At 64.2% G+C, this 18,982-nt stretch carries 12 protein-coding genes; 8 read left to right on the forward strand and 4 right to left on the reverse strand.

The window, feature by feature from the left end:
* Positions 1-109: 109 nt before the first annotated feature.
* Positions 110-1,624 (reverse strand): deoxyribodipyrimidine photolyase, encoded by a 1,515-nt coding sequence (locus GNK13_RS11370; protein ID WP_390622508.1) that lies wholly within the window; start codon positions 1,622-1,624, stop codon positions 110-112.
* Positions 1,625-1,961: 337 nt separating this feature from the next.
* On the opposite strand from GNK13_RS11370, the gene GNK13_RS11375 reads away from it, so the two are divergent.
* Complete coding sequence (locus GNK13_RS11375) at positions 1,962-5,417, forward strand: mechanosensitive ion channel domain-containing protein (protein WP_164102646.1); 3,456 nt, start codon at positions 1,962-1,964, stop codon at positions 5,415-5,417.
* 162 nt (positions 5,418-5,579) lie between these two features.
* On the opposite strand, the gene GNK13_RS11380 is transcribed toward GNK13_RS11375, so the two are convergent.
* Together GNK13_RS11380 and GNK13_RS11385 are read right to left on the reverse strand one after the other, a co-directional pair.
* Positions 5,580-7,040: an aldehyde dehydrogenase family protein gene (locus GNK13_RS11380; RefSeq protein WP_164102647.1), complete on the reverse strand. Its 1,461-nt coding sequence runs from the start codon at positions 7,038-7,040 to the stop codon at positions 5,580-5,582.
* Positions 7,041-7,111: 71 nt separating this feature from the next.
* Complete coding sequence (locus GNK13_RS11385) at positions 7,112-7,870, reverse strand: MBL fold metallo-hydrolase (RefSeq protein WP_164102648.1); 759 nt, start codon at positions 7,868-7,870, stop codon at positions 7,112-7,114.
* A gap of 163 nt (positions 7,871-8,033) precedes the next feature.
* On the opposite strand from GNK13_RS11385, the gene GNK13_RS11390 reads away from it, so the two are divergent.
* The 5 genes from GNK13_RS11390 to GNK13_RS11410 all read left to right on the forward strand — a co-directional run bounded on the left by GNK13_RS11390 (position 8,034) and on the right by GNK13_RS11410 (position 15,411).
* On the forward strand, positions 8,034-8,759 hold the full coding sequence (locus GNK13_RS11390; protein WP_164102649.1) for a tetratricopeptide repeat protein: 726 nt from the start codon (positions 8,034-8,036) through the stop codon (positions 8,757-8,759).
* A gap of 300 nt (positions 8,760-9,059) precedes the next feature.
* On the forward strand, positions 9,060-11,627 hold the full coding sequence (locus GNK13_RS11395; RefSeq protein ID WP_164102650.1) for an ATP-dependent Clp protease ATP-binding subunit: 2,568 nt from the start codon (positions 9,060-9,062) through the stop codon (positions 11,625-11,627).
* Positions 11,628-12,336: 709 nt separating this feature from the next.
* Entirely contained in the window at positions 12,337-13,197 is an 861-nt protein-coding gene (locus GNK13_RS11400) for an MlaE family ABC transporter permease (RefSeq protein ID WP_164102651.1), read from the forward strand.
* A gap of 20 nt (positions 13,198-13,217) precedes the next feature.
* Positions 13,218-14,108 carry an ABC transporter ATP-binding protein gene (locus GNK13_RS11405; protein ID WP_164102652.1) on the forward strand — a complete coding sequence of 297 codons (891 nt, stop codon included), beginning with the start codon at positions 13,218-13,220 and terminating at the stop codon, positions 14,106-14,108.
* 64 nt (positions 14,109-14,172) lie between these two features.
* Positions 14,173-15,411, forward strand: a complete 1,239-nt coding sequence (locus tag GNK13_RS11410) for an MlaD family protein (protein WP_164102653.1) — start codon at positions 14,173-14,175, stop codon at positions 15,409-15,411.
* Between the two features lie 28 nt (positions 15,412-15,439).
* On the opposite strand, the gene GNK13_RS11415 is transcribed toward GNK13_RS11410, so the two are convergent.
* The gene (locus GNK13_RS11415) at positions 15,440-15,871 is read right to left on the reverse strand and encodes a PEGA domain-containing protein (protein WP_235935064.1); all 432 of its coding nucleotides are present in this window, start codon (positions 15,869-15,871) and stop codon (positions 15,440-15,442) included.
* 311 nt (positions 15,872-16,182) lie between these two features.
* Between GNK13_RS11415 and GNK13_RS11420 the strand changes: the two genes are divergently transcribed.
* Both GNK13_RS11420 and GNK13_RS11425 read left to right on the forward strand, forming a co-directional pair.
* Positions 16,183-17,496: a PP2C family protein-serine/threonine phosphatase gene (locus GNK13_RS11420; RefSeq protein WP_235935067.1), complete on the forward strand. Its 1,314-nt coding sequence runs from the start codon at positions 16,183-16,185 to the stop codon at positions 17,494-17,496.
* Positions 17,497-17,712: 216 nt separating this feature from the next.
* Positions 17,713-18,909, forward strand: coding sequence for an LptF/LptG family permease (locus tag GNK13_RS11425; RefSeq protein ID WP_164102655.1), 1,197 nt, complete (start codon positions 17,713-17,715; stop codon positions 18,907-18,909).
* Positions 18,910-18,982: the final 73 nt, after the last annotated feature.

The raw sequence follows: 18,982 nt of genomic DNA on the forward strand, positions 1-18,982 counted from the left end.
GCTAGCGCCTACGGCTCACCCGAGGCTAGCGCCTACGGCTCACCCGAGGCTAGCGCCTACGGCTCACCCGAGGCTAGCGCCTACGGCTCAAAAGGCTTTCTGACAGAGCCTACTCCTCGGGAGCGTATCGCCGGAGGTAGCGGTGCAGTTTGAGTTTCCGCTGCGCGCTGTCGCTGGTCATGTAGCGGACGCTGCCAAACACCGGGCGGCGGGGTCCCCAGGCACGATCGTAGCGGCCAAAGATCCAAAAGATCCCGCTGTAGGAATTCGGATCGCGGCCGTCGAGCGCGTACTTGTTGTTCAGTTGCACGAGTACTTCGAGGGCTTCCCGCGGCGACTGCGTCCAGTGCAACACGTGCTTGCCCCACAACATCCGCATGTAGTTGTGGATCCGGCCCTCGCGGACCAACTGACGCTGAGCCGCGTTCCAGAGCGGGTCGTGAGTCGCTGCGGCTTCGAACTGCGGCAGGCTGTAGCGATGCGGACGCGGATCGGACGCATGCCGCTCAAGCGTGGCGAGCGCCCACTCCGGGAGCGAATCGAATGAATCGTAGCGATCGGGCTCGCGGTAGCTCATGTTGAAACCGAGCTCCCGCCACGTCAGCAGCTGATCCAAGAACGCTTCGGCCGAAGCCGACAGATTCCAAAAACCGCGGTTCTTGCCGTTGGCCTCGCCGAGCTGCGAGGGGTTCCAGTGCTCCTGTTCCCACAGCTCGCTCACGATCTGATGCGGCGAAAGGTGCCCAAAGTGCAGGTAGGGACTGAGCCGCGACGTAGCTTCCTCGTCGGGATGATTCCGATCTTGGGCGTAGCGCGAGAGTTGTTCGCCAAGAAACTCGCGGAGCCGCCGTTCGCCCTGTCCAGCTCCGCCTTGAAGCATTGCCCCACGTTGTCGACTGGCTTCCTCGGGCAACGTCGCCGGGGGGACCGCGTGGTCGATCGGCAACTTCGCCAGCCCTCCTCGGTCCAGCAGGGCGGCGAAATCGGCGGCTGGCCACCGCTGCTGGATGCGAGCCAGCGGCGAATCGCTGCCGGTCTCCAGGCGCGGCAGCCGAACGCGGGCGAGCGGATCGGCGGCGGGAAATTTGAACAGCTGCTCGCGAATATTTTTCTGCATCCAGCGGCGATAGCTGTGGGCGACGGTAAAGGTTCGCTTAAAACTTTGCAGCGGCATCACGGTGTTGCTGTCGACCAATTCCAGCCGCGCCGGCAGCCGATCTTTGACCGCTTCGATCAGGGTCGGCAGGAAAAACCCTGGATACTGGTCGCTGACGACCAGACAGGCTCGTTCGGCCAAGCGATGCAGCAGCGGCGTCCCCTTGCCGGGAGCCGGTTCGACGTAGGGATAGTAGGTCACGGGCCGCCTCTGCAGCGCGGCCGCGTTGTCCCGCATGCCCTCGATCACGAAGCGGTGCAAACGGTCGCTGGCCCAGCGATAGCGGATCCGTAGCGGTTCAAAGATCACCAGCGGTTTGTTCAGCCGACGCGCCGCATCCACCGCATGCTGCAGCGCAAAATTCCACCGCGTGCGGCGAAACGCGATCATCCAGTAGAGGACATAGTCGCCGTCGGCCCGCAGGGGATGAGCATTGGCCAGGCACAGTCGATCGGCAGCCAGCGGCATTGGACGAGTCGTTTCAGAAAATCAGGGTTCTCAAATCGCCGCACCGAATCGCGGCCGAGGCGACCTCGCCAGCGACGGCAAACTTTGCAAGGCTAGCGGCCAGCCGCATCGTCGCCTTTCGCTCCGCGAAAGTAGCGGTCGAGCACAACTTTCGCGGAGCGAAAGGCGACTATGCCCTCTCAACTTTCGCGGAGCGAAAGGCGACTATGCCCCCACAACTTTCGCGGAGCGAAAGGCGACTATGTCCTCGCTACTTTCGCGGAGCGAAAGGCGACTATGCCCTCACAACTTTCGCGGAGCGAAAGGCGACTATGTTTCACGGAGGCGACCGACGAGGATGTCCAGCATACGACTTGTCGGCGACGACCGCCGCTCCCACCAACCGCTCCACCGGAACTTTGGGTTCGCTGGCCTGATGCTGTTCGCCCCTGCCCCCGCCCCCGCCCTGCTCCTCGCGCTCCTCGCCGGACCGGCACTCGCGGCGCCCACTCCGCAGGCTGCCGCCGCTCCGCAGGCCGCCGCTCCGGGGACCGCCCCCGCTGCCGAAGCGGCTGCCGAACCGCTGCCCAACGGTGAAGCTCCGCTGCCGGAGGCGGAAGCGATTCAGACGCGGCTCGAGGCAGTCGAGGCCGACACTTCGCTCGCTCCCGAAGTTCAGGAGCGGTTAATCGACCTCTACAACCGCACGCTCAGGTCACTCGACCAGCTGGCGGCGGCGAGTGCGCAACTGCCGACGCTCGAGGAGGCCGAGCGGACGGCGCCGCAGCGGTTGGCTCAGGTGAAGCGGGCGCTGGCGAACCCCGTGGAGGTTCCTCAATCGGAGGTCGATTCGGGATCGTCGCTCGAGCAGATTCGGGCTGCCCGGCAAGCGACCGACACGGCACTCGAGGAACTGCGGCAGCAACTCGAAGCGGCGCAGACCGAGATTCGCACGCGCCGCGAGCAGGCACCGCAGCTGCGTCAAAAACTGGCGGAACTACAGGCAACGATCGAGTCGCTCCGCGAGGAAGCCGACGTCGTTGCCGAGGGAGTCGATCCCAAAGTGGCCGAAGCCGCCCGCACGGCTCGCCGCACCGCCCTGGCAGCCGCCCAAGCCGAGCTGGCGGTGACTCGCCAGCAATTGCAGACGCAGGAAGTGGAAACGGAGTGGCTGCCGCTGCACGCCCAACAGTTGGAGCGCGAAGTCGCCGTCACCGAGGCTCGCCTCCGCCGGCTGACCGAGCTGCTGGCCGCTCAGCGGCAACAGCAGATTTTGGAGATGATTCGCCAGTTCGAAGCGGTCTACGCGGCGGCTTCCCCCGAACTTCAGGAAACGGTCGCGCCGATCCGCGAATTGGTCCAGCGGTGGCCGGCGATGCTCCGCGCCGCTTCGCGGGGCGAGAAGCAGCTGGCGACGCTGCGGGCCGCCGCGGCGAGTCTCCAGGAGGATCTGGAAAAGACCCGCGAGTTGGTCGAGAGCGATTTGAGAACCGGCGGCGGGCTCAGCCCCTCGGTCGGCTTCCTCCTCCAGCGGAAGCGGAGCAAACTGCCCTCGGCCTCCGAACTGGGAGCTCAGCGAGGCGAGCAACAGGAAATCATCGAGGAGGTGCAAACGACGCTGACGCGGATCGACGCGATGCTCGACGAGCTGCCGCCGCCGCCGATCGTCGGCGATAGCTCGACGCCGGAGGATGAACCGGAGCTGGTGACCGTGAGCCGGCAGGTGCTCGGGCAAATGAATGCCGACGCCGAAGCGTTCATGTTCGACACCCTGATCTGGCTCGGCGTCCGCCGCGACGAGTACGCGAAAACGGTTGCCGAGTACCACCAGTTGATCGACGAGCACCTGTTGTGGGTGCGGGATTCGGCACCGCTCAGCCTGCAGGATTTCCCCCGCGCGGCGAGCGATGCCGAGTGGTTGTTCGAACCGCGAAACTTGGCGGAGCTCGGCACAGCGTTCCGGCTCATCCTTTTCTCCCGGCCGTTGGTGTTGCTGGTCTGGCTAGGTTGCTGGATCGGTCTGCTCGCCCTCGGTCCGCGGCTCCGCCGCCGCATCGCCGCGCTGGGCGTGGCAGCCAGCAGCCGAACCACTGCCGGGATGCGGCCGACGCTCGAGACGATCCTGCTGACCGGCTTGCTGTCGCTTCCGCCCGCCATCGTGCTGGGTCTCCTCGGCTGGCTGCTGGAGAGCGTAACGGTCACCGGAGAATCGTACGGAGCCGCAGTCGCTGCCGCGTTTTTGCTGGTCGCGGCGCTAGCCTTTCCGCTGGAGCTGCTCCGCCAGATGGGGCGTCCCAAGGGATTGATGGCGGCCCACTTCGATTGGCCGGTCAGCTCGCTCGCATCGCTGCGGAGCGTGTTGCGGTGGATGCTGATGCTCGGCCTTCCGCTGATTTTCCTGTGGCGGATCCTGGACGCCTCGGACAACGAAAATTTGGAGTTCTCGGCCCTCGCTCGGTTGCTGTTCACGGTCGTGATGGCGTTGACCGCGGTGCTGCTGTGGCGGGTGGCGCATCCGCGGAACGGGGCCGCCGCGCTGCTCTTGATGCGCAAACCTCACGGTTGGCTCGAGAAGCTGCACTGGCTGTGGCATCCGCTGTTGGCCCTGCTTCCGCTCGCCTTAGCCCTGCTCAGCCTTTTTGGGTATAGCTACTCGTCGGTGCAGCTGGCCTATCGGTTCTACCGGACCGTGTGGATGGTGATCGTGGTGGCCATCCTGGCCGGCTTGGCGACTCGCTGGATGCGGATCTCTCGGCGGCGGTTGGCGATCGAACAGATGCGGCAGCGGGCCGACCAACGGGAGCAAGCCGGGCCGAGCGAGGCGGCTCCGATCGACGTCGTCGACGCCGACACGCTCGACCTCTCGGAAGTGAATCAGCAGACGCAGCGATTGGTCGATGCGGGGCTGTTCGTCGCCGTCATCGGCGGGCTGTTCATCATCTGGAGCCCCGTCTTTCCCGCGCTCGGATTCCTCGACCGCGTGACGCTCTGGGAGCGAGTCGCCGAGGATGGGTCGTTGATCGAAGCGGTCACGCTCTCGAATCTGCTGGTCGCGATCCCGATTCTGGCGCTGACCGTCGTGCTCGTCCGCAACGCACCGGGTCTGCTCGAAACGGCCATCCTCCAGCGGCTGCCGCTGGAAAACGCCGCGCGGTACGCGATCACCACGCTCAGCAGCTATTTGCTAGCGGCGCTGGGCATCATCGCCGCGGCCGACTCGCTGGGGGTTCACTGGGAGAACGTCCAGTGGCTCGTCGCCGGCCTCGGCGTCGGGCTCGGGTTTGGGTTGCAGGAGATTTTTGCGAACTTCATCAGCGGCATCATTCTCCTGTTCGAACAGCCGATCCGCGTCGGCGACATCGTCACCGTCGATGGGACCAGCGGCGTCATCTCCCGGATCCGCATCCGAGCGACGACGATCACCAACTGGGATCGTCAGGAGTACGTGGTCCCCAACAAAGACTTGATCACCGGCCGGCTGATCAATTGGACGCTAAGCGATTCGACCAACCGCGTGCAAATCCAAGTCGGAATCGCCTACGGCAGCGACACGCGGAAGGCCTGCAAGATTCTCGAGGAGATCTGCCACGACCATCCGGCGGTGTCGAAGCAGATCGCGCCGATCATCACCTTTGAAGGCTTTGGCGACTCCAGCTTGAACCTCGTCGTGCGATGCTTCCTGACCTCGCTCGAAGCGCGGCTGCAGATCATCCATGAACTGCATACGGCGATCCACGATCGATTCAAGGAAGAAGGGATCGAGATTCCCTTTCCCCAGCGCGATCTGCACATCCACGGCTGGCCCCCGCCCTAACTCCCCGTACGTCAGGCTTTCCAGCCTGACCTTTCTTTGGCGATCAGCGACAGAATCGCATCCGGGGACTTGCCACAGAGAACACCGAGGTCACAGAGTGGTGGAAAGAACAGGGGTAAAGCCTCTGTGTTTTCTGTGTCCTCTGTGGCTTCCTTCACTGGTTCACGTACTACTGGGAACCGTTTGGGGTTCGACGAACTCCATCAATCCTTCGCGGCCTCCTTCGCGTCCGAAACCCGAAGCCTTCCAGCCACCAAATGGCGCTTCGGCCGTCGGTCCCGTTCCCGAGTTGTAGCCCGCGTGACCGAAGTGCAAGCGGCCGATCATCCGCCGCGCCCGCTCGGCGTCGGCCGTGAACAGGTAGGCTGCCAAACCAAACTCAGTGCCGTTGGCCCACTCGAGGACTTGGGACTCGGAGCCGAATTCGATCAGCGGGATCAGCGGCCCAAAAGTCTCTTCGGCGACACAGCGGGCATCGTGAGGCACGCCGCTGAGCACCGTCGGGGGAAAGAACAGCCCCCACTCCTCGGTCGGCTCTGGGGGCAGCTCGCCGGCTTCGCATCGCGCTCCACGCTGCAGGGCGTCCTCGACATGGCCTCGGACTTTCTCAAAACCGGCTCGATTGATCAGCGGCCCCAGATCGGTCTCCGGCTGCAAGCCATCGCCGACGTTCAACTTCGCCACTCTCCGCACCAGCCGGTCGGTGAACGCCGAAGCGACGGCCGAGTCGACGTAGACGCGATTGGCACAGACGCAGGTCTGCCCCGCACAGCGAAACTTGTTCTGAATCAAATGCTCGACCGCGGAGTCGAGATCGGCGTCGCCACAGACGATAAAGGGGGCGTTGCCGCCGAGCTCCAATGTCAATCGCTTGATGTGCGGCGCCGCTTGGCGAAGCAGCAGGCGACCGACTTCGGTCGACCCGGTGAAGCTGATCGAGCGGACGGCCGGATGTTCGCAAAAAACGCGACCGATCGACCGCGAATCGCCGACGATGAGGTTGACCATCCCGCCTGGCAACCCGAGCGAGTCGATGATCTCCAGCAAAGCGATCGAGCTGAGCGGCGTTAGCGTAGCCGGCTTGAGCACGCTGGGAGCCCCCGCGGCGAGCGCTGCGGAGAGTTTCTTGGCCGTCATCGCCAGCGGAAAGTTCCAGGGAACGATCAGCGCGGCGACGCCGACCGGGCGGTAGTGAACCACCCAGCCGTGGCCACGGGGCCGCTCCCGCAATTGATGGCTCCGCAACCGCTCGAGATGGCTCGCGGCGTAGCGAAAAAAGCTGGCCGCGTAATCCACCTCCGCTTCGGCTTCCTTCCACGGTTTGCCGTTCTCCAGAGAGATGATCCGGCCCAACTCGCGGCGGTTCTCGGTCAACCCCGCGGCGATTCCCTCGAGCCACGCCCGCCGGTCGTCCTCGGAAGGCTGCTCCGCCGAGGCCGCCGCCGCCTCGATCGCCCGCTCGGCTTCGTCGGCTCCGAGCATCGGCAGCTCCGCCAGCAGCCTCCCGTCGGCCGGATTGGTCACATGCAAATCCCGCGGCCCCGGGACAGCAAACCAACTCCCGCCGATGTAGGCGCTGGCGGCCGAGGTGGCGAGTCGCGGCAGCAGCGGAGAATCGAGCATCGGTCGGGGACTCCAGGAAAGCGAGTAAGCGGGCGTGACTCGGAAGTCTCAGTACTCAGTACTCGGGCCTCTCACGTCGATGTCGCCAGCTCCGAGGCGGGGACGAGCCGTTTGTGCCGCACGCGGGCGAACCGCGCCGAGAAATCGCGGCGGGGGTTGCGGACGATCGTTTTGCCATGTCCGAAGCAGGCGTACTGAAACTCCATCCGGCAGAGGTTCGCCAACACCCGCTTGCCGAGCTCAAAATCTTCGTAGGCGACGCTATAGGTGAGCCCGAAGACGCAGCAAGCCGTGTCGGCCGCGAACAAGACCCCTCCCTCGTGCTCCCACAAAAAGCAGGCTTGGCCGCGGGTGTGCCCGGGGGCGTGCAGGACGGTGATTCCGCCAGCGATGTTCAACCGCTCATGGCCGCGGAGCCGGCAGTCGACTTTGGCCGGCTCGATCTCCGTCGATCCCCACCGCAGGAGGAGGTGGAACAGGAGGAAGTTGAGCGGCCCGGGGGCCGGCCGCAACGGCCGATCCTCGCGAATCGTCCGCCCCTGTTCGACCAGCCACGCGTCATCCTGATGCATGAACGTCCGGGCCTGCGGGGCGCGGCGCTGCAGCTCGGCCAACGATCCGGCATGATCGCGGTGGCAGTGGGTGACCAGGATGTTGCGGAGGTCGCCGAGCGAGTATCCGAGCTTCGCGAGGGCGGCCTCGATCCGATCGGCCTCTCCCGGCAGTCCCGTGTCGATCAACGTCAGTTCACCCGGGCAGGCAATTACGAACGCGTTGACGATTCCTAGCGGAATGCGGTAGCAGTCACCAACGATGCGTTGTGGAGTCATCACCTCAAGCATAACGAAAAGCCCGTACGTCAGCCTGACTCAAGAGGAGTGTCAGTCTGGAAAGGCTGACGGACATCTGTCTTGCTTCCGGGGGGGCGGAACTCGTAGGCTCTGCGCGTGACGTGCCAGTTTATTTCCCCGACTCCGCGTGCCGCCACACCGCATGGACGCGTCTCGCTACCTCACCTGCTTATGGCCGGGCCTTTCCGAGCTGTGGTATCGCGGTCGCTGGTCGGCGCTGCCGGCCGCCGTAGCGTTTGCGGTCGTCTTCAATTTTTTGCTCGTCGCCCGCTTCGTCTACCCCGAGTGGCTCGCCCCGTCGCTGGTCCGTTTGGCGTGCTGGGTGGGAATCGCCGCCTGGTTCGTGCTCACCTTCCGCGCCGCCGGTCGGCTGCCCGGATTGCTGCAACCGCGGTTGGTCGCCGAAGCCCCCGACCGGTTCGCCGAGGCTCACAACGAATATCTGCAGGGCCGGTGGGACGAAGCCGAAGCGGTCCTCGCCGCCTGCCTCGAGGTCGATCCCCGCGACTGCCAGTCGCTCCTGATGCTCGCTTCAGTCTACCGCCATACCAAGCGTTTCGAGGCTGCCGAACATGCTCTCCAGCAACTCGATCGGCTCGAGACGGCCGACGGCTGGTGGCTCGAGCGGCAGGCGGAACGCCAGCGACTCGAACGCGACCGAGCCCCCAGCGACGATCCAGCCCCCAGCGACGATTCAGCAGCCGGCGACGATTCAGCAGCCAGCGACGATTCAGCAGCCAGCGAGGAGCCAGCTACGAACTCGGAAGAGAACCCTTCGGCAGCGGCCGCCGGCCCGCCGTCGGGCGAAGTGTCGACACGGGAACGGGAGGATGATTCAGACGGAGTCGAGGACGTGCGGCCGCGGTAGCCCCAGGGGTGCGGCGGATCCGCTCGAGACGGCCAGTGGCGGGCGATAGGGCTCGCGGTGGTTTGATAGCAAAGAAGATCGAGGTCGGTCCTGCTCCTTGAGGAGGACCCGAGGCCTCCCATCCCCGATTTTCGACCCACCCGTTAAGATCGTTCGTAGGGTTAGCAGAGATTCGCCTGCCGTAGGGGAGAGGCAGGCTGAAAAGGGCAGGTCGAGACGCTTTCGGTCGACGAGCGGCGTAGGGTTTGCTTAGTTAAGGAAGACAACGAGTTAAACGTCAATCTGGCAGGGGTCGCAAATATGTACGAGCGTTTCACCGACCGCGCGCGGAAAGTGATGCAGCTGGCCAATCAAGAGGCCCAGCGCTTTAACCATGAATACATCGGCACCGAGCACATTCTGCTGGGGCTGGTCAAAGAGGGGAGCGGAGTCGCCGCGAACGTCCTCAAGAATCTGGAAGTCGACCTGCGGAAGATTCGGCTGGAAGTCGAAAAATTGGTGCAGAGCGGCCCAGAGATGGTGACTGTGGGCAAACTCCCACAGACGCCGCGGGCGAAGAAAGTCATCGAGTATTCGATGGAGGAAGCTCGCAATCTGAATCACAACTACGTCGGCACCGAACACATCCTGCTCGGCTTGTTGCGCGAGCAAGAAGGGGTGGCCGCTCAGGTCCTGATGAACCTCGGCTTGAAGCTCGAGGACGTCCGCGAGGAAGTCCTCAATCTGCTCGGCCACGGTCTCGAAGGGGCCGAGGTCGGCGAACGGGGGGGCCGCGGAGGCGAGAGCGAAGGAGGGAGCAGCTCGGGCAAAAGCAGCAAGAGCAAAACTCCGGCGCTCGACAGCTTCGGCCGCGACCTGACCGAACTGGCCAAAAAGGGCCAGCTCGATCCGGTGATCGGTCGCCAGCGAGAAATCGAGCGGGCGATCCAGATCCTCTGCCGCCGCACCAAGAACAACCCGGTGTTGCTCGGCGAGGCCGGGGTGGGCAAGACGGCGATCGTCGAAGGCTTTGCCCAGCGGGTCGTCAGCGGCGAAGTGCCGGAGATCTTGGCTGACAAGCGAATTGTCGTCCTCGACTTGGCGATGATGGTCGCCGGAACGAAGTACCGCGGTCAGTTCGAAGAGCGGATCAAGGCGGTGATGACCGAGGTCCGGCGGGCCAAGAACACGATCCTGTTCATCGACGAGCTGCACACGCTGGTCGGAGCCGGTGGAGCCGAAGGGGCCATCGACGCGGCCAACGTGCTCAAGCCGGCCTTGGCTCGTGGAGAGATCCAGTGCATCGGGGCAACGACCCTCGACGAGTACCGCAAGTACATCGAAAAGGACAATGCCCTGGCTCGGCGGTTCCAAGAGATCATCATCGAGCCGACCAGCTCGGAAGAGACGATCGAGATTCTCAAGGGACTCCGCGAGCGGTACGAAGAGCACCACCGCGTGCAAATCACCGACGACGCGGTCGCCGCGGCAGTCGACATGAGCGAGCGGTACATCACCGCCCGTTGCTTGCCCGACAAGGCGATCGACGTGATCGACGAAGCGGGTGCACGAATCCGCCTCCGCACGATGAGCCGTCCGCCGGATTTGAAGGAAATCGACGAAGAAGTCGAACAGCTCAACAAGGACAAGGAAGACGCGGTCGCCAATCAAGACTTTGAAAAAGCGGCCAATCTTCGCGACCAAGCGGAAAAGCTTCGCAAGAAGAAAGACGAGATCACTCGCCAGTGGCGGGAGAAGAGCCAGCAGACCGACGGCGTCGTCGATGAGGAAGTCATCGCCGAGGTGGTCAGCAAGATGACTGGCATTCCGCTGACTCGTCTGTCGACCGAAGATTCGCTGCGGTTGATGAAGATGGAGGACGAGCTGCACAAGCGGGTGGTCAGCCAAGACGCCGCCGTCACGGCCGTCGCCAAAGCGGTCCGCCGCAGCCGCAGCGGTCTAAAGGATCCTAAGCGTCCGACCGGCTGCTTCATCTTCGCCGGTCCGACCGGTGTGGGGAAAACGCTGCTCGCGAAAGCCTTGGCGGAATTCCTGTTTGGCGACTCCGACGCGCTGATCCATATCGACATGAGCGAGTATATGGAGAAGCACAACGTCAGCCGCTTGATCGGGGCTCCTCCCGGCTACGTGGGCTACGAAGAAGGGGGCCAGCTGACCGAGAAAATCCGTCGGCGTCCCTATTCGGTGGTCTTGCTCGACGAAATCGAAAAGGCCCACCCCGACGTCTTCAACATGCTGTTGCAAGTCATGGAAGAAGGTCGTCTGACCGACCAGTTCGGTCGCAATATCGACTTCCGCAACACCCTGTTGATCCTGACGACCAACGCGGGTGCCGAGGCGATCAAGAACGAATCGGCGTTCGGCTTCCAGAAGCCCGACGGCGACGCCAGCTACGATGCGATGAAGTCCCGCGTGATGGACCAAATCGAGCGTGTCTTCCGTCCCGAGTTCCTCAACCGTTTGGACGACGTGATCATCTTCCGACACCTCCGCCAGGAGGATTTGAAGATCGTCATCGATTTCGAACTGGGCAAGGTTCGCGAGCGGTTGCAGGACCGCGGCTACGTGCTGGAGCTGACCGACGACGCCAAGGAATTCCTGATCTCCAAGGGAAGCAACCTCGACTACGGGGCTCGGCCACTGCGTCGAGCGATCGAACAGCGGGTCGAAGATCCGCTCAGCGAGGAGCTGCTCCGCGGAGCTTTTGAAGGGATGAACACGATCGTCGTCGACGCGGTCAAGAACGAGGAAGGCAAGACCACGCGTTTGGCCTTCCGCGGCGAAAACCGCGATCACCACGAAAAGAGCGAACCGGTCGCAGCGTCGGCCGGAAGCGAAGAGAAATCGTCCGGGAAGAACGAAGGCTAGGTTCTGTTAGGAAAGCCCGAAACCACACCCTCCCTCGGGGAGGGTCGTGAGGGACGAGCGGGGAGGGCAAGGCGCAACGTTGAGCCGTCAACGCGGCTAGACTCAGCAGACCCTCCCCGGGCCTAAGAGCCCGACCCTCCCGGGGGGGAGGGTGACGGGGGAAAGGGAGCTTCCCGACAGAGCCTGCCCCTGGTTGCATCCTCAACCCAAATCGTCATTCGAACCCGCCCATCGCTTGCGATTGGGCGGGTTTTTTATTGCCCCGCGGGGGGATCACCGCCGGCTGAAGCAGCGCTCTAGCCCGGATTATGCATCAGCCGCCGGGCGCTAGCCCCCGGTTTCTGAAAAACGCTATGACAACCGGACGCTAGCGCGTGGCGGCTGATTCCAGTCAGTCCAACGCCTGAACAATCGGGGCTAGCTGCTGGCAACGAGGGCGGCCACGGCGCAGGCGCACAAGTACCACCAGTGATAGGGACGCATCGCGGAAGTCCTGCTTGCGGAAAAGGAAAAAGAACTGCTCGGAGCAACAAGCAACCGCTGTGCCGGGGCTGAGTACTGAGTACTGCGCACTGAGTACTGCGCACTGAGCACCAAAACCACCTAACCCGCAAACTCCACTCAAGCCGCAAAGCCTGAGCAGCCGATACTCTCTCCAGGGCCCGCTCCCCTGCGCTTTTGGTTGTCCCTTTCGCTCGGCACTCCGCTCATGGCTTCGGTCGCTCCCACCGACGATTCGCGATCCTCCGACGGCCCGATCACCCGCTGGGTCACTGACTGGGGCACGATCGTCGTCGACGGGCTGACGATGGTCGGCGACATCACGCTGTTTGCTTGGCAGATGTGTGTGTGGATGTTCACGCGGCTTCCGCTGCAAGGGACGCTGCTTCCGAACTTCTATCAAGTCGGCGTGCTGAGCCTCCCGGTGGTCGCCTTGACCGGGACGTTCATTGGCATGGTCCTGGCTGTGCAGAGCTACTATCAATTCGCCTCGATCGGGCTCGAGAGCCGGCTCGGCGGGGTCATCAACATGTCGCTCGTCCGCGAACTCGGACCGGTTTTGGCAGCGACGATGCTGGCCGGCCGGGTGGGCAGCGCGATGGCCGCGGTGCTGGGGACGATGCGAGTTACCGAGCAGATCGACGCCCTGGAAACGATGGGAGCCGACCCGATCCACTACCTGGTCGTGCCCCGATTCCTGGCCTGCATCCTGCTGATCCCGGCGCTGACCGTGATGGCCGACTTCATGGGGATCGTCGGGGGATACTTCTACAGCGTGATCATTCTGGGAATCGACCACGCGGCGTACCAGACGAACAGCCGGGAGTTTGTCGGCGGGTTCGATTTTTTCAGCGGCATCTTCAAAAGCGTGTTTTTTGGCGGCGTGATCGCGGTGGTCAGCTGCTACCGCGGCTTCCACTGTTTGCCGGGAGCCGAAGGGGTGGGCCGAGCGGCGACGGCTGCGTTTGTGTACTCGTTCGTTTTGATTCTGGCGATCGACCTCGTTCTGAACATCTTGCTCGACGCGATCTACTTTGCGCTGTGGCAACACAGCGCCACGATCCTTTAACCCGAGCGACTTTTTCCGTGATGACCGAACCCATCGCTGCCCCGGAGTTCGACGAGAGTCGCCTTTCGCTCCGCGAAAGTTGCGGATCCTCCGAACCAAATGACTCGAACGATGCACCGCTGGTCGAAGCGGACGACGTCAGCGTCCAGTTCGCTGGTCAATCGATCCTCAAAGAGGTCACGTTGCGGATTCCCCGCGGGCAGACGCTGGCGATCATCGGCGAGAGCGGCTGCGGCAAGACGGTGTTGATGAAGACCCTGATCGGTCTGGTGAAGCCGACTTCCGGACGGGTGCTGTTCGACGGAAACGACCTCAGCTCGCTAAATTACGCGGCGCTAACCGAGACGCGGCGGCGGCTCGGGTTCGTGTTCCAGAACGCGGCTTTGTTCGACAGCATGACGATCTTCCAAAACGTCGCCTTTCCTCTTCGCCAGCACGAACAGCTCTCGCCCGAGGAGATCGAGGCGGAAGTCATGCAGCGGTTGGCCGAAGTCGGCTTGCCCGATGAAGTCGCTCGCAAACGACCGGCCGAACTCTCCGGCGGGATGCGGAAGCGGGTGGGACTCGCGCGGGCGCTAATCCTCAAGCCCGAGTTGGTGTTGTATGACGAACCGACCACCGGACTCGACCCGATCATGAGCGACGTGATCAACGAGCTGATCCTCTCGACTCGCCGCAAGTATCCGGTGACCAGCGTGATCGTGACCCACGACATGCGGACCGCCCGCAAAGTGGCCGACCGCGTCCTGATGCTCTTTCCCCGCACTCGACTGCGGAGCGACCAGTCGCAGATCCTGTTCGACGGTCCGCCGAGCCAGCTCGAGCACGCGGAGGATCGTCGCGTCCGCCAGTTCGTTCGCGGCGAAGCGGGCGAGCGGCTGATGGAGCTGCGAGCCAGCCAGAACGAGTGATCCCAGTACTCAGTACTCAGTCCCCAACTTCCCCTTTCCTTCGATCCTGCGGCTGTCGCGAATCATGGACGAAAATCGCATGCGGTTCGGTGTCGGCGTCTTGGTCGTCGCATCGCTTGGGATCGCCGTGATCCTCACCTTCTTCTTTGGTGCCTACCCGAATCTGTTCGCCGGGCGGTACACGATCAACGTCCGCTTCGATGAAGCTCCGGGCGTCAGCGTCGATACGCCGGTGCTCAAGAACGGGATGCGGATCGGCCGCGTCGTCGATACGCAACTGCTGCTCGGCGACGGTCCGGAAGAGAAGGAAGGCGTCCTGCTGACGCTGGAGATCGACGACGATTATCCGTTGCGGCTGGACCAGGTTCCGCGAGTCACCAGCGGATCGCTGATCACCGGCGACGCGCAGATCGAGTTTGTCCGGGCGACCAAGCCGCAGCTGGTCAGCATGTTTGACGGTCAAGCCGGCACGGCTCCCAACAACGAGCTGGATCCGGCCGAGCAGGAGCTCGCCCAACAGCCGATGCGCGGAGGGATCTATCTCGAGTGGGGGGAAGTCGAAACCGACCCGCTGGAGATGGTCGTCGAGCTTGAGGACGAAGTCCGCAGCACGCTCGCGACGATCCAGCAGGCGGGCGAGTCGATCGAATCGGCCGGTCGCTCGGTCAACCGCGTGGCGGTTCAAGTCGAGCAGCTGCTCGGCGGCGAGGAGGGAGAGATCCGCGAGCTCGCCCGCCGCGCCCGCTCGGCGATCGAGAACTTCGACCTGGCCCTGCAGGACGTGCGACAAGTGATCGGCAACCCCGAGCTGCAGGAATCGCTGCGAGCTTCGGTCGAACGGTTCCCGGCCTTTTTGGATGAAGCCCAACAGACACTGCAGACGACCCAGCGGACGCTCGAGAGCTTCGAGCGCGTCGGCGCGGCTGCCGAACGGACGGTGCTCTCGGCGGAGAAAACGGCCGAAAACATCGCCCAGTTCACCGATCCGCTAGCCGAGAATGGCGAGGAGCTGGTGGCCACGCTGATGCGGAGCCTAGGGAACTTCGACCGCACGGTGGTGCAAATCGGCGACTTCAGCGAACAGCTCAACCGGGGCGACGGATCGCTGCGGCGGTTGCTCGAGGACGACGAGCTGTACTATCAGGTCAAACGGGTGATGGACAACGTCGAGACCGCCTCGGTTCGCATCCAACCGATCTTGGAAGACGTCCGCGTGCTGAGCGACAAGCTGGCCCGCGACCCCCGCCAGCTCGGCGTCAAAGGAGCCCTCGACCCGCGACCGTCGGGAATCGGGTTCAAGTGAGAGGCGAGAGTACTGAGTACTCGCCGCTCTACGGCAGCGGCATGCCGCCGGGAGGCAATTGCTGGGGCGGCGGGAGGACGACTGCCGGCCCGCTCGGGGCGACCGCTCCCACGGCCGGTGGCGCCGGAACGACTCCCGACCGCGATTGCTCGCGGAGCTGCTGAGCCCGATCGACGACCGCGGCGACCGGTGCGGTTTCCTTGGGGACCAGCTCGACGTCGATCACCCGCTCGTCGCGGATTTCCAGCGGCCAGAGGGTCTCGGTGATGAAGTCGAGCGGCGGGTACTGATACCAGGGGGGATCGATCCGCTGGCGAATCGTCTCGGTGCGATATCCATCCCGCTCAACCCGAATTTCCCGCGTCCCGTAAAAAGTAAATGACGAGGCGGCGGGGGAAGTCCCGATGATTTGGTTATCGACGCTGACCAGCGCACCCGGCGGGTTGGTGCGAACCATCATGCGACGGCGGACACACCCAACCGTGGGGAGCGTAAGCAGAGCAGCGGCTAAGGCCATTCGGGCATGGCGGCGGGCGGGCTTCATGGGGCTGCCTATAGCAACCCGCAGCGAGGCATGCCAAGGCAGATTCGTCCTCCCGCGGCATCAACGTGGGCTCCCGCGGGATCAACGCGGGCTCCCTGGGGATCAACGCGGGTCGGCAGTCGACTAGGTTGTCGCTCCACCGGTAAATACAATAGCCAGCGCACATCGCCCAAACTGACGCACGGCACTCCTAGAACACGCCTCGCGAAGAACGCCACCCGAGACGCATGCCGCAGCCCGCTGCCCAACCGGACGCCCCCTCACCGACCTCGATGGTCGAGTTCGCGGTGCTGTCCGACGTCGGCATGCGGCGGGCGAATAACCAGGATGCGGCGACGGCGCTGCCGGCCGACTCGGTCGAGCGGTACTGCACCCGCGGTCACCTGTTCGTCGTGGCCGACGGCATGGGGGCGCATGCAGCGGGCGAGCTGGCCAGCCGGATGGCGGTCGACACGATTCCGCACCAGTACTTGAAGCGATCCCAGGTGGGGGCGGCCGAGGCGCTGCGGCAATCGGTCCAGGAAGCGAACAACGAGATCCACCGGCGGGGGATGCAAAACCCCGAGTTCCACAACATGGGGACCACCGCCAGCGCTTTGGCACTGCTCCCCGATGGAGCGGTGATCGCTCACGTCGGCGACAGCCGCGTCTACCGCGCCCGCGGCAACGCCTTCGAGCAGCTGACGTTCGACCACAGCCTGGTCTGGGAGATGCAAGCCTCCGGGCAAGTCCATCCCGAGAGCACGCTCAGCCAGTCGATCCCCAAAAACGTGATCACCCGTTCGCTCGGTCCGAGTGCCGATGTCCAGATCGACCTCGAAGGGCCCTGGCCGGTGCTCAAGGGGGATCGCTACTTGCTCTGCAGCGACGGGCTGACCGGGCAGGTCGACGACGAGGAGATTGGCGTCCTGCTCTGCTGTCTGCCGCCGCACCGAGCCGTGCGGGTATTGGTCGACTTGGCCAATCTACGCGGCGGGCAAGACAATATCACGGTGATCGCGGTCCAGGTCGTCGACGACCCCGGCCTGGCCGCCGGGATGAGTGCCCGCTCGATCAAGCGGCGGCGAAAGCTGCCTTCGGAACCGCTGCTGGCAACCACTGCCGCCTGCGTGCTCGCCACGTTGATTCTGCTGTTGCTCGAACAGCGGGGAACGGCGGTCGTGACCGCGATCCTCAGCCTCCTGGCGATCGGCTTTACCCTCCGCAGCTGGTTGCGTCCGGTCGACGTCCCGGTCCCTCCCGGACCGCTCGGCGGCCACCGCACGGGCAGCCCCTACCGTCGCTATTCGATCAAGCCGAGCGACGCGTTGATCAATCGCCTCGGCGGGACCGTCCAGGCGCTCCGCGAAGCGGCGATCGACAAGGGCTGGAACCTGGACTGGAAGCAAGTCGACCAGCTTCAGGAGCAGGCCCGGGAAGCGCGGCAGCGGCAAGCGGGAGGCGAAGCGGTCCGCCTGCAAGCCGAAGCGATCATCGAGACGATGCAGCAGCTCCGCGACCAGCACAACCGCCAAGCCAGCGACTCGACCCTCGACATTTAAGGGAAACGGTGTCCGGTGGCCGGGAGCCGGGAGCCGGGAGCCGGGAGCCGGGAGCCGGGAGATGAGAATGGAATTTGATATCTCAGATAAAATCTCAGATTCTTCCGGCCACCGGCCACCGGCCACCGGCCACCGGACACCGGTTCGCATTTCTGAGGTTTCGCTCGACGCCGCCCGCTTGCTACGCTCCGGCCGCATTTCAGCCCCCGGATCGGCATGCCCACTCGGCTCACACGTTACATCCTGGCGGAGATTCTCAAGATCTTCTCCGTCGCGCTGTTGGTCCTGACGGTCCTGATCTTGTTGATCGGGGTCGGGCGCGAGCTGTTGCGCGAAGGGCTCGGCGTGATGGCGGTGCTCAGCCTGCTGCCGTACGTGCTGCCGATGAGCCTGCAGTTCGCGCTTCCCGCGACGATGCTGTTTTCGGTCTGCTGCGTGTATGGGCGGATGTCGGCCGACGGCGAGATCTCCACGATCAAGGCTTCGGGAATTTCTCCGCTCCGCGTGATGCAGCCGGCGTTCGTGTTCGCCGCCCTGCTCAGCCCGTTCGCGGTCTATCTCAGCGACATCGCGGTCTCCTGGGGCCGGCCGGGAGCCAAGCAGGTGATGATGCATTCGATCGAGGATGTCGTCTACCGGATGCTCCGCGCCCAGCGTTCCTACAGCTCGCCCAAGGGCTTTTCGATCCACGTGCTCGACGTCGACGGTCGGCGGCTGCTCTACCCGACAGTGACGATGCACCTCAAATCGTCCGGCGAGCCGGTCACCTGGACCGCTCGCGAAGGAGGCATGTCGCTGAATCCCACCGACGAGACGCTGACCCTCCGCGTCGTCGACTGCCGCGTCTCCTACGGCGACCGCTATCAGGCGATCCTGCCCGACGGGACCGAGATCCCGATCCCGCTCGACATGGTGCTGCGGAAAGGCTCGGTCAGCAGCACCAGCCCGAGCGAGCTGCCGCTGCGGGTGATGGGTCCCGAAGCGATCCGCCAGGAGCGGGCCAACGAGGCGAACCGCCAGCGGCTGGCGGCCCAGACCGGTTTTTCGCTGATCTCCGCCCGCTGGGGTGAGCTCGGTGGACCTCGCGGACAGACGCTCGAAAACGAGATTCACGCGGGCGAAGCGCGGCTGATCCGGCTCCGCACCGAGCCCTGGCGGCGGTGGGCTGGCGGCTTCAGTTGCTTCTTCTTCGTCCTCGTCGGCGTCCCGCTGGCAATCCGCATGAAGAGCGCCGACTACTGGACCAGCTTCGGGATGTGTTTTGTCCCGATCCTGCTCGTCTACTACCCGCTGCTGCAGTTCGGCCTCGACAGCGCCAAGGACGGCACGCTGCCCCCTTACTGCGTGTGGATGGGCAACGGCCTGCTGCTGACCGCCGGCGGCTTCCTGACCAAACACGTCTACCGCTACTGAACCTCCTCCGGTACGATTCGCAGTTCCCGCATTACGGACAAATTCGCTTTCTTTTCGGTCACCGGAGGACCCA

This window comes from Candidatus Laterigemmans baculatus (genome assembly GCF_010367455.1).
Taxonomy (GTDB): Bacteria; Planctomycetota; Planctomycetia; order Pirellulales; family Pirellulaceae; genus Laterigemmans; species Laterigemmans baculatus.